This is a genomic window from Steroidobacter sp., assembly GCF_016790065.1.
Lineage (GTDB): Bacteria > Pseudomonadota > Gammaproteobacteria > Steroidobacterales > Steroidobacteraceae > Steroidobacter.
This window is the reverse complement of record NZ_JAEUPY010000179.1, coordinates 1-15,061: the sequence shown is the minus strand read 5'-3', so window position 1 is coordinate 15,061 and position 15,061 is coordinate 1. Positions and strand designations below refer to the sequence as shown.

Below are 15,061 nucleotides of genomic sequence, written 5' to 3'. Positions count from 1 at the left end.
GGCACGATCAGTCGACCGGCCGTCTTGGTGCGAATCTCATCGACGCTCACGCCCGGCGCACGTTCCTTGAGATGGAACGCGCCGTCGGCGATCTCGATGTAGGCGAGGTCGGTGAGCACGCGTTTGATACAACCGCTGCCGGTCAACGGCAGGCTGCAACGATCCAACAGCTTGGACTCGCCGTCCTTCGACGCGTGCATCATGGTGACGATGATGTTCTCGGCGCCGGCCACCAAGTCCATGGCGCCGCCCATGCCTTTGACCAACTTGCCGGGTACCATCCAGGACGCGATGTTTCCTGACACGTCCACTTCGAAGGCGCCGAGCACGGTCAGATCGACATGGCCGCCGCGAATCATCGCGAACGACTCGACCGACGAGAAGATCGATGCGCCGGTACGCGCGGTCACGGTCTGCTTGCCGGCATTGATCATGTCGGCATCGACTTCAGCATCGGTGGGGAAGGGCCCCATGCCGAGCAAGCCGTTCTCCGATTGCAGCATCACTTCCATCCCTTTGGGGACGTAGTTGGCCACCAAGGTCGGGATGCCGATGCCCAGGTTCACATAGAAACCGTCGCGCAATTCACGAGCGACGCGTTCCGCCATCTGTTCTCTAGTCAGTGCCATGTCGACGACCTCAAGCGGCGCGCGTGGTGCGCTTCTCGATACGTTTCTCGAAGCTGCCTTGGATGAGCCGGTCGACGTAAATGCCCGGCGTATGGATCTGGCTGGGCTCCAATTGGCCCGGCTCGACGATTTCTTCGACTTCCACCACGGTGATGCGACCGGCGGTGGCGGCGGCAGGGTTGAAGTTCTGCGCGGTGTGGCGATACACGACGTTGCCGTACCAGTCGGCCTTCCAGCCTTTGACGATGGCGAAGTCGGCGGTAATCGAGGTTTCCATGATGTATTTGCGGCCGTTGAATTCGCGCACTTCCTTGTTATCGCCCACCGGCGTGCCGTAGCCGGTTGCGGTGAAGAAAGCGGGGATGCCGGCGCCGCCAGCGCGGATCTTCTCGGCCAAGGTGCCTTGCGGGGTCAGCTCGACTTCCAGCTCGCCCGACAGCAGCTGGCGTTCGAACTCGGCGTTCTCGCCTACATAGGAGGCGATCATTTTCTTGATCTGGCGGTCCTTGAGCAGCACGCCCAAGCCGAACTCGTCGACACCGCAGTTGTTGGAGACCACCGTCAGGCCCTTGACGCCCAGGCGCCGGATCTGGGCGATCAGGTTCTCCGGGATGCCGCACAGGCCGAAGCCACCGGCAATCACCGTCATGTTGTCCGTCAGGCCGGCCAAGGCCGCCTGGTAACTATCGACTCGTTTATCGAAGCCTGCCACTGCCTGTCTCCGTAGGTCGGATCGACGCAGCTTGGCTCGGGACCATTCAGTTGTTAAGTTTGAAATACCTGCTGATTATTTTGCTGGGTAAATGAATCATGACCCCCCGCCAATTACATGCTTTTGTGGCCGTGGCCCAGACCCTGAGCTTTGCCCGGGCCTGCGAACGGCTGCACATGTCCCAGCCGGCCCTGAGCCTGGCCATCCGCAGCCTGGAGGATTCACTGGGTGGCCGGCTGCTGTCGCGGACCACGCGGCAGGTCAAATTGACGCCTGAGGGGGCGGCGCTGCTGCCCCAGGCCATTCAGCTGCTCGCCGATTGGGACAATGTGCGCGAACGCTCTCGTCAGCATTTCACGCTGCAGCGGGGGCACGTGACGATGGCGGCCATGCCGTCGTTCGCGAGCAATGTGCTGCCGAAGATCGTGCACGACTTTCGCGCCAGCTTTCCCAACGTCGAAGTCACGGTGCATGACGTGATCCAGGAGGATGTGGTCAGCATGGTTGCCGCCGGCCGGGTCGAGTTGGGGTTCGGTTTCGAACCGGAGTCCGCCGAGAAGCTGCGCTTCCAACCCATGTTCGTGGATCGGTTCGTCGCCATCGTGCCGGCAGGCTCGCCGCTCGCGCAGTTGCGCTCGGTGACTTGGGCACAACTGTTGAGCGACAACTTCATCGCGCTCCAACGACCGTCGGCGGTCCGGCGCTTACTGGAAGTTTCGCTGGCCGCCAGTGGCATGGAACTTAGAGTCGGGCTCGAATGCCATCAGCTCGTGACCGCGGGGCAGTTCGTCGCGTCGGGTTTGGGGGTGAGTGTGGTGCCCCATCTTTGTGAGCAGCAGATGACGGCGATGGGGGCTCGCAGCGTGCGCTTGACCAGGCCCATCATTCGTAAGCCGGTGGGACTGATCACACGCATGGACCAGCAGCTGTCCACGGCGGCAGAGGCGATTTATCGGGCAGTGGATTCGAACGCGCTCGGTCGCAGTTGAGTGCTGTCGCTACGGCTTATCGGCGGCTGGGTAATCGATGCGATTTCACGTCGCCCGTCAGGGTTTCATCCCCGAGGGTGACGTAGAGGCTGCGTTCGGCAATGGCCAGGTCGAATGTCATGCGACGCTGTAGCTTGGCGGCGAACGCAGTGAGAAGGTCGCGATCCATTGCGTACAGCTCGATCGTATCGGCACGGTGAATGTGCTCGCCTTGCAGCTTCGCGAGCAATTGGTCGATGTCTTTGTGCGCATACACCGCGACGCGCGGCGTTGCTTTACTCGCCTTGTGCAAGCGTGCCGCTTCGGGCGAGCCGATCTCAATCCAGCTCTTCAATACGCCGCTCAAGTCGCGAATGGCCAGTGCTGGCTCATCGGGGTTGGAGAGTCCGCCGGTGGAAAAGGCCAGCCCTTCGCCGAACTCCAAACAGTACGCCAGCACTCGGGTGAGCAAATACTCCTCGCTCTCCGACGGATGGCGTGCTACCCGAAACGACAAGGTCTCGTACAGGTTTCGATCTGCATCCGCAAGGCGGATGTCGAAGACATAAATCGTTGCGCCGAGAGCCATGGACGGAGTTCAGGCCTGCTTGAGAACCGGCACCCATTCTAGGGCAACGGCCCGCCTCCTGGTAATCTGCAGCATTGGACCAGGCGCGGCGCGCCGCAGATGACTTGCCTCAACTTACTTATGAGCCGACTCGATTTTGAACTGGAAGCGACCGCCACAGAGTCGAGGGCGCGGGCGGCGCGCTTTCGGACTCAGCACAACGAAGTGCTGACGCCGACGTTCATGCCGGTCGGGACCCATGCGTCAGTGCGTTCGCAGCGCCGAGAGGATTTGCTCGACAGCCGCGTGCAAGTCGTTCTGGCAAACACCTACCACTTGCTGTTGCGGCCGGGCGTGGCTCTGTTCGAACAGTTCGGCGGTATTCATCGCTTCATGAACTGGCCGCACTCCGTGCTCACCGATTCCGGCGGCTTTCAAATCTATTCGCTGCCCGGTAGCCGCAGCATGGACGAAGAGGGCGCGAAGTTCAAAAGCTACGTCGATGGCAGCATCATTTGTCTGAGCCCCGAGCGCAGCATCGCTACGCAGAAGGCCATCGGCGCGGACATCATGATGGTGTTGGATCAATGCGTCCCGTCCACGGTCGAACGAGACGTTGCGCGAGCGGCAATGGAGCTGACGCATCGCTGGGCAGTGCGCAGCCTCGCCGCGCGTGGCGACTCGGCGCAAGCGCTGTTCGGCATCGTTCAAGGTGCGTGCTTCTCGGATCTGCGAGTGGAGAGCGCGCGAACAATCACACAACTTCCCTTCGACGGTTTTGCGATTGGCGGCTTGGCCGTCGGTGAACAATCCGGCGAGCGTGAAGACTGCACTGCCATCGTGACCGAGTTGTTGCCGCAAGATCGGCCACGCTATTTGATGGGGGTGGGCACACCGCTCGATCTGCTCGAAGCAGTCCATCGTGGCGTCGATATGTTCGATTGCATTCTGCCGACCGCGTTGGCGAAACAAGGGCTGGCGTTCACCAGCAAAGGCCGCATCGACCTGCGACGCGCCGTGTATCGCGACCATGAAGAGCCACTCGATGCTGAATGCAGCTGCTACACCTGCAAGACGTATTCAAAGGCGTACTTGCTGCATTTGATCCGCGTCCACGAGAGTCAGGGATGGCAACTGCTTGGCTTGCACAACATTCATTTCTATATGCAATTGATGCGTGCGATGCGCGCCAATATTCTCGCTGGTACGTGGGCCGAATTTTATCGTGCGCAGCGTGAGGTATTGGATGCGCGTGACAGTTATGGACCAAAATCAGTGCGCAATTCGAGTGTGGAGCGCAAGCAACGCAAACTGCACGTCGGTCGCTACGAAGTCGTGGTGCGCGATGGCGTCGGCCGAATTCGCGATAAGGTCTCGGGCGAGGTGATGCATTCGGTGAACGATCCGGCCGAAGAAGCACACGCACTGTATGTAGAGCAATCGCGACTGGCGCAGAGATTACGAGAAGAATGCAGCGAGCCGCTGGTCGTATGGGACGTCGGTCTCGGCGCCGCCGCCAACGCGATGGCTACGATCCAGGCTGCCGAGGCATTGAATGTCGCCGAGCGTGGCCGGCGACTGCTGCTGATCAGTTTCGAGAATGACCTGGATTCTTACAAACTGGCGTTGCGTCATCGTCGCTGGTTCAAACATCTGAAACACGCTGCACCTGAGCAGTTGCTCGCCGCTGAGCGCTGGGTGAGCAAGGACGAGTCGATTGAGTGGCGTTTGCTTCAGGGAGACTTTGCGGTCCGCAAGTTCGCCGCGCCGCCGCCGGACCTGATCTTTTTCGATCCGTTTTCATTCAAGACGGATAGTGAGTTGTGGGCGCTGGCGTCGTTTCGCGAGTTGCTGCAACTGTGCCAGGGGCGCGCCACCGAGCTATTCACGTACACATACTCCACCGCTGTTCGGGCGGCGATGCTGGCGGCGGGATTCTATGTGGCCAAGGGCTGTGCGACCGGACCCAAGGCCGAAACGACCATTGGTTTGTCGCCGCTGGCCGCGCAAGGCAATCACGGCCGGGAGTTGCTCGGCGCCGCGTGGTTGCTGCGATGGAGCCGCAGCGGCGCGCAAACTCCTTTCGGCGTCAGCGACAACGATGAGTCATGGCGTGCGGCGGTGACGGAACACCCGCAGTTTCAAGTGACGACCATGGCGAGTTAGTGTCGAGACGGCACCTTCTCCGACCAGCCGTTGTTCGAGGCCGCCGATACAAAGTATCTACATCCGCGCGCCGCTCACGCCATCATCAATGCTTATACGCTTGAGTTCTTCGATGGCTACGTGCGGGGCGTAGAGAACGCGCCTGTGCTCAGTGGCGAGAAGAATTTCCCGGAAGCGACGCTGCTGCGCTCGCCTGCGCGCGACGGAACTCCGCCATCGTGATCGGCACCGTGGCGGCTACCTCGTCTGATCATGATCAGCATGATGGGATATAATCCGGCGCATCCATGGGAATCTACAAGGATGCGCTGTGAAACGAGGCCGCAAGCCTGGCGATCACGACAGCAAGAAGGCGGAGATCGCCGAGGCTGCCTATAAGACCCTGCTGCGGGTGGGCATCGGCAATGCCAGCCTCGCCGACATTGCGCGTGAGATGGGTTACACCACTGGTGTACTGCGCCACTACTTCAAGGACAAAGAAGAGCTGCTGTTGTTCGCCAAGAACATGTTGTTCGATCGCGCCAACGCGCGGGCCAGGGAGGCGGCGGCGGGCACGGAGGGACTGGAACGGTTGCGCATCATGGTGACCGATTCGTTGAGCCTGGACCCGGACACCATCGACCGCTGGCGCCTGCTCACTATGTTCAGCGGCAAGGCCATCGGCGATGCCCGCCTGATGGCGCTCCAACAGAAACGCAACGAGCGCTTCTGGCAATTGCTCGAAGAGGAGCTGATCCAGCTGCAGGAAGCGGGGCACCTGTCGAGTCAGATGGACGCGGCGCTGGAAGCCCGCGGCATCGTCGCGTTCGGCGACGGGCTGGCCGATCAGATCATCATGAAGCCCAAGGCCTGGACCCAGGCCCAGCTGCAAACCCTGGTGGCGAGCTACCTGGAAGGCTTCCTGAGCCGCTGCGCCCGCCGCGAACCCCGCAAACGCTGACCCTCAACCGCTACTTTTCCCGCCCTAAACGCGCTTTACTAATTATTATCATGACGGTAATCTAAATTAATAAGCGGCTCGGCCCGAGCGCGCAAACCGGGGGAAGGGGTATGAAGTTCGGTCGTCACGCGGCGCGTACTGGCGTCGTCGCTTTGGTGTCAACGCTCACTGTCATGCCGGCGCTGGGCGCCAACGAGGCCGCGCCGGCGGAGGACACGATCACTGAAGTCATCGTCACGGCCACGCGCCGAGCCGAGCGACTCCAGGACGTGCCCATCGCGATTTCCGCGGTCGGTGCCGATCAGCTGGAAAAGCTATCGGCCACCAGTTTCGCCGACTACGCTCGCACTGTGCCGGGCGTGGCGTTCGTCGATTTGGGCTCGGGACGACAGAAAGTGTCGATTCGTGGCATCAATGTGACTGGCGGCGCGCCGACAGTGGGCTACTACGTCGGCGACACGCCTATTCCGGCCACCGGCGGCACCATTCGATTGACCAACATCGATCCTGCCGTCGTGGATATCGAACGCGTCGAAGTGCTGCGTGGACCGCAGGGCACGTTGTTCGGTGCCGGCGCCATGGGTGGCGCGATTCGTTTCATTCCGAAGTCGCCGGACGCTGCGAAGTTCGGTGGCCGCGTCGAGGCTATCGGCACTCATATTGATGGCGGTGGCTTGGGAACAGAGCTGCGCGGCGTGCTCAATATGCCGTTGCTTGAAGATCGACTCGCGGCACGCATCGCGGTCTGGCATCGAGATCAGGAAGGTTTCATCGACCGGCGCTGGGGACAGAATCTGTCGTTGCCCGGGCCTTCGCAGCGCGTGGCGAACACGAGCCGTAACGAGCCGCACGAAGAGACGAGCGGTGTGCGCGCGGCCTTGTTGTTACATGCGACGGACGCGATCGACATCGAGACCTCGGTGTTCCATCAGGATCAGCAGTTCAGTGGCTTTCAGCACGTGATCGGCGGTCCGTCGAATCCCAACGGCGCGCTGGTGCAGAACAATTACGGCGACGTAGCTGAGCCGCAGCGAAACCTGTTCACGCTGACCAATCTCACTGCACGCGGCACGCATGATTTGCTGTCGTGGACCATCTCGGCGAGCCGTTCGACTGGCGAGCAGGAAGCGGTCGAGGATTCCACCGAGCCGGAAATCTTCGCGATCGGCGACCCGGTGAACGTGGTGTTGGCGACCATCGAGGAATGGAATCAGTTCGAGAACACGTCGCTCGAAGCGCGTATCGCGTCGACGCAGCCGCTGTTCGGCATCGACTATGTAGTCGGCGCCTTCTATGAAAAGACCGAGCGCGCCCGCTCGGTGGATGAAACCAATCCGGGTTGGATCAGCGCGAGCTTGGGCCCACTGCCGGCCGTGTTGTTCCGTACCGACTTCGACTCGACCAGCGAGCAGGAGCGTACTGCGCCGTTCGCTGAGTTCAACTATCACGCCACCGATGCAGTCACGCTCACCGCCGGCATTCGTCGCGATCGCATCTCGGCCAAGTTCGGCCCGGAAAGCTACTCGGGCTACGATCCTGGCTCACCGGATCTGATGTTCCTGTACGCGGTGCCGGCCGATCCGGGCCGAACCATTTCCAAGACGGTGACCAAGTTCTCCGCCGCCTGGAAGTTGAACGACGACGTGATGATCTACGGCACGCGTTCGGAAGGCTTCCGCGCCGGCAGTTTGTCTTCGACCACGGCTGGGTTGGTGCCCACCTGTCAGGCCGAAGCCATTGCTGAAGGCTTCGATCCGGATGGCCGGGTGCAGCCGGACTCGGTGACCAACTACGAGATCGGTTTGAAGTCCACGTGGGGCGGCCGAGTGACGTTGAACACCAGCCTGTATCGCATCGACTGGGAAGATCTGCAGCAGACTGTGTTCCTTCAGTGCGGCTCGCGAATCGCGGCGAACGCTGGCAGCGCGCGCAGTCAGGGTATCGAGATCGAAGCGATTGCCAAGGTCGGTGACTATCTCCAGCTCGGCATCTCGGGCATGGTGGGCGAGGCGGAGATCACCGATCCGTCGCTCGGCCGTGCGCAGAAGGGCGATCGTATCCAGCAAGTGCCGCGTTGGATTGCTACGCCTTACGCTGAGATTGCGTTGCCGAGTTCGTCCCTGGTCGAGACTCACTTGCGCCTCGAGTATCAAGCCGTGGGTTCGTCGTACAACGATTTCGTGAAGGGCCTGTCGCCTCAGCAGCGCGAAGAACAGAAGCTAGGCTCGTTGGGCCTGCTCAACGCGCGCCTGTGGGCCGACTATGGCGACTGGCAGTTCGCGCTGTTCGGCCAGAATCTGCTGAATGACATCGAGACCGCAGGTTATGCGGAAGCGGTGTCGATCAGCGTGCCGGGCCGGCCGCGGTACAGCGTCAATCGTCCTCGCACCTTCGGTGTGAGTCTGTCGAGAAACTTCTAACGGCAAGGTGAGAGCGCGATGTCCAGAGCGGGCTTGAAGTACACGTTATTAGGTACCGCGATTGGCATCGCGCTGGCCATCGCCAGCGCCGAAGCTGCCGACGTTGTCGCGGATCGAAATGTTTTCATTCCGATGCGCGACGGCGTGCGGCTGGCGACCGATATCTATCGACCGAGCGGTGCCGCTGCTCGGCGACCGGTCGTGCTGATCCGCACGCCTTATGGCAAGGATCAGCGATACGGGCAACTGCAAAAGCCGCCGGGTGTCTTCGTGCAGTTCTTTGTCGATCACGGCTACACGGTGGCGGTGCAGGACAAGCGAGGCCGGCATCATTCCGAAGGCCAGTACGTCGTCTCCGGTGGCGATGACAAGGATGGTTACGACACCGTCGACTGGCTGAGCAAACAACCTTGGTCCAATGGCAACATCGGCACTTACGGTTGCTCCTACGACGGCGACGTGCAGATCTTCATGGCGCAGACCCGTCATCCGGCGCTCAAAGCCATGATCCCGCAAGCCTCGGGCAGCTCGGTCGGCTCGCTCGGCGGTCACTATCGTTATTTCGGTGTGCGTGTCGGCGGCTCAGCAGAGTGGGTGGGCAATCTCGGCTGGTTCTCGCAGTATGGCGAGAAGGTGTTCCCACGCCTGCCCACGACTCTGAAACAAGACGAATACAACGCAATCGACGGCCTGTGGCAGACCACGCGTCGAGCCGACACCATCGATCTGCACAAGGCCTGGGTGCATCTGCCGTCGAAGGATGCCTTGTCGACGCAGGGCATGCCGCCCACCGATTTTGAAGACAATCTGATGCGGGCGCCGACCGATCCTTACTGGAACACGTTGCCCTACATGACCGATCAATATCGGTCCGACGTGCCGACCTTGTTCATCAATTCCTGGTTCGACTTCGGCGCCGACATGACCATGGTCCAGTTCAACCATTTTCGGCGCCACTCGATGTCTCCGCAGGCGCGCGAGAATCAATTCGTGATCATGAGTCCGCACACGCATTGCGCATTCGAGCGCGAGGCGGGCCCGGACACCCGCATCGGCGAGTTGAATGTGGGCGACACCCGCTTTGACTATCGTAGTGCTTACCTCACTTGGTTCGATGCCTGGCTGAAGAACGATGCTGAAGCCCGACGCCGCATCGCCGAGTGGCCGAAGCTTCGTTACTACGCCATGGGCCGCAATCGCTGGCAGACGGCGGAAGAGTGGCCACTGAAGGGAACGAAAGAAAAGCAGCTGTTCCTCGGCAGCGCTCAGCGTGCCAACAGTCTCGACGGCGATGGTGTGCTTACTAGTGTGCCGGCCGCGAAGGGATCGAGTCCGCGCGACACCTATACCTACGACCCGGCCAATCCCGTGCCGTCGAAGGGCGGTGGACTGTGTTGTACCGGGACGCCGGATGCGTTGCCAGGCTCGCTCGATCAGCGATCCGTCGAGGCGCGCTCCGATGTGTTGGTGTTCACATCACCGGTGCTGGAGAAGGAAATGGAAGTGACCGGCGACGTGCGTGTCGTGTTGCATGTGTCCTCCGATGCCGTGGACACGGACTTCACTGCGAAGCTGGTCGAAGTGTATCCAGATGGCCGCGCGTTGAATCTTCTGGAGAGCGTGCTGCGTGCTCGCTACCGCGAAGGTCAGCACAAGGTCGTATGGATGAAGGCCGGCGAGCACTATGAGCTGACCATTCCGCTCGGTGCCATCAGCAACGTGTTCCAGCCGGGACATCGCATTCGCTTGGAAGTCAGTAGCAGCAACTTCCCGCGCTTCGAGCGTAATCTGAATCTCGGCGGCAACAACTCCGAGCAGTCACGCTGGAGCGTTGCCAAGAACACCATTCATCACACGCCCGAACTGAAGTCGCGGCTGATATTGCCGGTGGTCGAGCGCTGAGCCGCACCGGAGTGGCGGCCGTGAGTTCGCCAGAACACGGCCCCGAGGATGGCCCATGTCGCCATCAGCGCCCACTCCATGGGAATGCCGCCGCTGGAACGAGTCAGCGGCTCATAAAATGCAAACGCCGCCATGATGGCGGCGGCGGCGGTGGTTACAGCGATCAGCGGCGTTCCGCCGGGCACCGTGAATGCAGCGGGTGCGCTCGAGCGGCGGCGCTCACGTAACAGCACGGACAAGCAAACGACGAACGAGCACGCGCTCACGATGGCGCACATGTTGACGATGGGCACGATGGCGCCCGAGCCGAGCAGCGATCCCAGCACGTTCAAGACGAAGATCAAACCGATGGCGGTGACGGGCGAAGCGAAGCGTGGATGCAGTCGGGCAAGACGCGCCGGCAACATTCCTTGCTTGGCCTGTGCCAGCAGCAGCCGGCTGGCGCCGAGTACATAAGCATTCCAGGATTTCAGCAGCGACGCCGTGGCGACGATCAGCACCGCGGAGGCGACCAGGTTGGAATCCATCAGTTTGCCGAATGCGAACGCGGCCGGCAGTGGCGCTTTGGTGATGTCGCTCCACGGCGCAATCATCGACGCCGCCAGCACGATGCAGATATAGAACGCAATCGCCGCGAGCACGCCGCCCATCATCGGCATCACGACCTGGCGTGCGGACATGTCTTTACGACGCTCTTCGATGGCGTACAGCGCCGTCTGAAAGCCATTCAGAAAGATGGCCGTGGTCGCAAGAATCCACAGCGAGCCGGTGAGCCACGAGTCGTGCGTCAGTGAGGCGAAGGCGGGCTGAAGATTGCGAACATCGCCGAACACAAAGCCGGCGGCGATCAGCACCACGATGAATGCGATGAAGCCGAAGGTCACGATCCGCTGCAATTTCACCGCGAGCGAGGTGCCGAGGTAATTGATGACTGCAAACAGGACTGAACCGGTAACACCGAGTGCCACATCGCCGACCCGGACCGCGTGGTCGAAGACGGTGTAGAGCTCAGCACCGCGAATTTGTGGCAGCAAGGCTCCCACCAACTGAGCCAGTGCGATGCCTTCGAAGGCCGTGAAGGCCATCAAGCCCAGCGATAGGAACCAGCCGATGGCGAACGCGGCGCGCGGGCCGAGCGATTCCAGAACATAGTTGAACTCACCGCCGGCGCGAGGCATGCGCACCGCGAGCTCGGCCAAGCAAGCAGCAACGCAAATCATGACGGCGCCACCCAGCGCAAAGCCAAGCACGCTGCCGCCCGGGCCTGCGGAGGTGAGCCATTCGCCCAGCACCATGACCCAACCGGAGCCGACCACGCTGCCGAAGGCGAGCGTGAAGTAGCCGCCGGGCCCGATCACTCGTTGCAACGAATTTGAGCTGCTCATGAGTGCTCGCCGTAAACGCTGAGGACCAGTCGACAGGCTTCGCGCCCCGCAGATGCGGGCACCGGCGGTGGCAGGCCGGCGCGGATCGAATCGATGAAGGCTTGCAACTGCAACGCGAATTGAATTGGCGCGCCGGGCTCGGGCACTTTGATCTCTCTTACGCCATGCTGATTCCGCAGGTACAGGGCATTGGCGTAATGAAAAATCCGGAGCGAACCGCGACTGCCGTGGATGTGGATGGAGCCAGGATGGGCCTGCCATTGGCCGGGCGGGGTGATGCCGCCGACATCCCAGCCGCTGCCGCCGGAGAAAATGCCTTCGGTGGGCAGCTCGCTCGGGAAGGTGCCGTCTTCGTAAACCAGCTCGCCGAGGGCGCCGTTGTCGTACTCGAGCATGAGGTATTCGGGCAGCTGCTTTTGGCCAGCGATGTTGCCTCGGCCGCGCACGCGGGTGACGGGCGATTTGGCCAGCCAAGAAAACAGGTCGACCAAGTGAATGCCGTGATCGATCAAGCCCATACCTGAGCCGCCGGGACCGCCGGCGGGGAAGTGCGCCTCGCTGAGCGTCTCGCGTCGTTCGATGCCACTGCCGCCAACGGCAGCTTCACGCATCAGTAGGATGTCGCCGATCTCGCCGGCATCGATCAGCTGTTTGGCGGTCACGACGGCGGGCAGGAATCGATAGGACGCTCCATAAGCCAGGCTCACGCCGGCTTGTTCGCAGGCGCGAATCATCCGGTCGCACGCATCCAGCGATAACGCCAGCGGTTTCTCACATAACACGTGCACGCCGGCGTTGGCGCAGGCGATGACGGCCGCCTCATGAGCCCGAGCCGGGGTGAGCACGCAAGCAATGTCGAGGTTGGCGCTGCTCAGCATGGCCGCAAGATCGCTATACCCCTGTGCTGAATGGGTTCGCGCGAAGGCGTCAGCCCGAGCGGGGTCGAGGTCGTAGCAGGCGGCCAGTTCGACGCCGGCTAGGGCGCGGTAAGCCTCGGCATGCACCTGAGCTACCGCGCCGGTCCCGATGAAGCCGATACGAGTTGTTTTCATTAAGCCATCACCCCCTGAGCAGGTGTTGACTTTATTATCATCACCGGCATGATGTAAATCACTCTATCTGCCTGGTCGAGACCCCATGAGCCGCAAAGTCATCCTTACCTGCGCCGTTACCGGCGAGAATCGTTACAACCAGTCCCACCCGAATTTCCCGATCACCCCGGTGCAAATCGCCGAGGCCGCGCGTGAAGCCCAGGAGGCCGGCGCCAGTGCCGTCCACCTGCACGTGCGCCATCCCGAAACCGGTGCCGGCAGCCGCGATCCCAAGCTGTTCGCCGAGCTGACGCGCAATTTCCGTTCGCGCAACTTGAACGTGATCCTGAATCTCACCTGCGGTGGCGGTGGGTTGTATGTGCCGTCGCCGGACAACGATGCCGTGGCGGGCCCCGGCACGGACGTGGGCGACGTCGCGAATCGCACTCAGCACATCCGCGAGAACGTGCCAGACATGTGTTCGCTCGACGTCACCACCCAGAACCAGATGGACGGCGACTTCGAGTACATCTACCTGCACAGCCAGCGCACCTTGCGTGGCATGGCCAAGACGTTCCGCGATCTGGGCGTGAAGCCGGAGCTGGAAGTGTTCGCGCCCGGCGATGTGTTGTTCGCCAATCAGATGATCTCCGAAGGCCTGGTCGCACCGCCGCCGTTCTTTCAGATGGTGCTCGGAACGCGCTGGGGTCTGCCGGCGGACGTCGAAACGATTCAATATCTGAAGCGCTTGTTGCCTGAAGGTGCGCTGTGGTCGGCCTTCGGTATCGCGCGCATGCAGATGCCGATGGTGGCGCAGTCAGTGCTGCTCGGCGGTCACGTGCGGGTGGGCCTCGAAGACAATCTGTACTTGAGCCGCGGTGTGTTTGCGACCAACGGTCAGCTGGTTGAACGCGCCAAGCGAATCATCGAAGATCTGGGTCACAGCGTTGCCACGCCTGATGAAGCTCGTGAAATCCTGGGTCTGAAGAAGCGCGCACAATGAGCGATACCGCACCAACCAATCCGACGTCGGAAGGCGTCGTCACTTATGTCGGCGTCGTGCACGGCGTCGACTGCGATCTCATGGGTCATCTGAACACGGCGCGTTACGCGGCCATGTATGACTCTGCGACTTGGAGCATGTTGAACAAGCTCGGCTTTCGTTGGCGCGCCGACGCGCCGCTGGGCTGGGTCGATGTGCGCAACGTGATCGAGTACGAACGTGAAGTGCCGGTCGATAGCGCGGTGCGCATCGTCACTCGGGTGAAGCGAGTGGGCGAGAAGTCCATGACGTTGTTGCACGAGTTGCAGACCGGCGACCCGTGGCAACGTAACTCGACTTTCGAAGCGGTGCTGGTGCAGTTCGACAATGTGCGTCGCTGCTCGACGCGCATTCCGGACGAACATCGGGCTGAAATCAGCAAATATCTGTAACGGGCACGCTGCTCGCGTCAACGCACGTGGGCGGTGAGCAGCAAGCTCGTTTCCGTATTCGAGATTCCTTCGATGCGACGAATTCGGCTGAGCACTCGGTCGAATTCGTCGAGGTTGTCGGCGCGCAGCTCGGCAACGAAATCCCAACGCCCGTTGGTGCTGTAAAGAGACTTCACCGCAGGGTCGCCCCGTAACGCTCGCAGCGTGATCTCGGGCCGATTACCTTCCACCGCGATCGTCATGAATGCGCCCACGCGCTGCTCTTCCGCTTGCGGACGCAGGCGGACGGTGAAGCCCAGAATCAGGCCTTCCGCTTGCAGCTTGTTGATGCGGTTCTGGACCGTGCCGCGTGCCACTCCCAACTTCTTGGCAATCGTGGCCACCGACAGGCGGGCGTCGTCGCGTAACAGGGCAAGCAGCTTGGTGTCGGTGTCATCCATCGGCGCCTACGGTGGTCGCAATTGAGCAAACTGTCAACCGCAACTGACACTTTGATCAAGCCTGGCTGCGATTTGAACAGTTGGTTGGCTGTTCATTGCGGCCCGTGCCCCGAAAACTAGCGCGACTGGAGCCAATGTCGGCTCGGATCTTGCGAGGGAGCAACCCAGAATGGGCATTCGTACCGCCACATTGGTAGGCGCGCCAACCGATATCGGAGCCAGCGATCGAGGCGCCTCCATGGGCCCGGAGGCTCTGCGAGTCGCCGGCTTGCGGGAGGCATTGTTGGGTCGCGGCTTGAGCGTGATCGATCGCGGCAATCTCAACGGCCCGGGCAATCCGCAGGGCGTACCGGTCGAGGGTTATCGACATCTGGCCGAAGTGACCGCCTGGAACCAGGCCATTCACGACTCGGTGCATGCCGATCTCACTCGCGGCCACTTTCCCATTCTGCTGGGCGGCGATCAT

15 protein-coding genes are annotated in these 15,061 nt (G+C 61.6%); 9 read left to right on the top strand and 6 right to left on the bottom strand.

Annotation, left to right across the window (positions count from 1 at the left end; genetic code table 11):
• On the bottom strand, positions 1 to 629 hold a 629-nt coding region (locus tag JNL55_RS07960; RefSeq protein ID WP_293851688.1), incomplete at its 3' end, for a 3-oxoacid CoA-transferase subunit B.
• A 10-nt stretch (positions 630 to 639) separates the two neighbouring features.
• Complete coding sequence (locus JNL55_RS07955) at positions 640 to 1,341, bottom strand: CoA transferase subunit A (RefSeq protein ID WP_293851685.1); 702 nt, start codon at positions 1,339 to 1,341, stop codon at positions 640 to 642.
• 98 nt (positions 1,342 to 1,439) lie between these two features.
• Between JNL55_RS07955 and JNL55_RS07950 the strand changes: the two genes are divergently transcribed.
• On the top strand, positions 1,440 to 2,330 hold the full coding sequence (locus tag JNL55_RS07950; protein ID WP_293851683.1) for a LysR family transcriptional regulator: 891 nt from the start codon (positions 1,440 to 1,442) through the stop codon (positions 2,328 to 2,330).
• Positions 2,331 to 2,346: 16 nt separating this feature from the next.
• Here the strand turns inward: JNL55_RS07950 and JNL55_RS07945 are convergent, their stop codons facing one another.
• Positions 2,347 to 2,898: a YaeQ family protein gene (locus JNL55_RS07945; RefSeq protein ID WP_293851680.1), complete on the bottom strand. Its 552-nt coding sequence runs from the start codon at positions 2,896 to 2,898 to the stop codon at positions 2,347 to 2,349.
• Between the two features lie 120 nt (positions 2,899 to 3,018).
• Between JNL55_RS07945 and tgt the strand changes: the two genes are divergently transcribed.
• The 5 genes from tgt (at position 3,019) to JNL55_RS07920 (ending at position 10,305) form a co-directional block, all read left to right on the top strand.
• Positions 3,019 to 5,043, top strand: coding sequence for a tRNA guanosine(34) transglycosylase Tgt (gene tgt / locus JNL55_RS07940; protein WP_293851677.1), 2,025 nt, complete (start codon positions 3,019 to 3,021; stop codon positions 5,041 to 5,043).
• Between the two features lie 30 nt (positions 5,044 to 5,073).
• The gene (locus JNL55_RS07935) at positions 5,074 to 5,265 is read left to right on the top strand and encodes a hypothetical protein (RefSeq protein WP_293851674.1); all 192 of its coding nucleotides are present in this window, start codon (positions 5,074 to 5,076) and stop codon (positions 5,263 to 5,265) included.
• 88 nt (positions 5,266 to 5,353) lie between these two features.
• Positions 5,354 to 5,983 carry a TetR/AcrR family transcriptional regulator gene (locus JNL55_RS07930; protein ID WP_293851671.1) on the top strand — a complete coding sequence of 210 codons (630 nt, stop codon included), beginning with the start codon at positions 5,354 to 5,356 and terminating at the stop codon, positions 5,981 to 5,983.
• A 110-nt stretch (positions 5,984 to 6,093) separates the two neighbouring features.
• On the top strand, positions 6,094 to 8,403 hold the full coding sequence (locus JNL55_RS07925; protein ID WP_293851668.1) for a TonB-dependent receptor: 2,310 nt from the start codon (positions 6,094 to 6,096) through the stop codon (positions 8,401 to 8,403).
• Positions 8,404 to 8,421: 18 nt separating this feature from the next.
• A complete protein-coding gene (locus JNL55_RS07920) occupies positions 8,422 to 10,305 on the top strand; it encodes a CocE/NonD family hydrolase (protein ID WP_293851665.1) in 1,884 nt (627 codons plus the stop codon).
• Here JNL55_RS07920 and JNL55_RS07915 read toward each other — a convergent pair.
• Both JNL55_RS07915 and JNL55_RS07910 read right to left on the bottom strand, forming a co-directional pair.
• A complete protein-coding gene (locus tag JNL55_RS07915; RefSeq protein ID WP_293851662.1) occupies positions 10,254 to 11,690 on the bottom strand; it encodes an APC family permease in 1,437 nt (478 codons plus the stop codon). The two genes, JNL55_RS07920 and JNL55_RS07915, sit on opposite strands and share 52 nt — an antisense overlap.
• Complete coding sequence (locus tag JNL55_RS07910) at positions 11,687 to 12,742, bottom strand: Gfo/Idh/MocA family protein (protein WP_293851660.1); 1,056 nt, start codon at positions 12,740 to 12,742, stop codon at positions 11,687 to 11,689. Before JNL55_RS07910 ends, JNL55_RS07915 begins: the two co-directional genes overlap by 4 nt.
• Positions 12,743 to 12,827: 85 nt before the next feature.
• Between JNL55_RS07910 and JNL55_RS07905 the strand changes: the two genes are divergently transcribed.
• Both JNL55_RS07905 and JNL55_RS07900 read left to right on the top strand, forming a co-directional pair.
• Positions 12,828 to 13,724, top strand: coding sequence for a 3-keto-5-aminohexanoate cleavage protein (locus tag JNL55_RS07905; protein ID WP_293851658.1), 897 nt, complete (start codon positions 12,828 to 12,830; stop codon positions 13,722 to 13,724).
• A complete protein-coding gene (locus tag JNL55_RS07900; protein WP_293851656.1) occupies positions 13,721 to 14,155 on the top strand; it encodes an acyl-CoA thioesterase in 435 nt (144 codons plus the stop codon). Before JNL55_RS07905 ends, JNL55_RS07900 begins: the two co-directional genes overlap by 4 nt.
• 17 nt (positions 14,156 to 14,172) lie before the next feature.
• Here JNL55_RS07900 and JNL55_RS07895 read toward each other — a convergent pair whose 3' ends face one another.
• A complete protein-coding gene (locus JNL55_RS07895; RefSeq protein ID WP_293851654.1) occupies positions 14,173 to 14,595 on the bottom strand; it encodes an Lrp/AsnC family transcriptional regulator in 423 nt (140 codons plus the stop codon).
• Positions 14,596 to 14,764: 169 nt separating this feature from the next.
• On the opposite strand from JNL55_RS07895, the gene JNL55_RS07890 reads away from it, so the two are divergent.
• A partial coding sequence (locus JNL55_RS07890; protein WP_293851651.1) for an arginase family protein occupies positions 14,765 to 15,061 on the top strand: 297 nt, incomplete at its 3' end.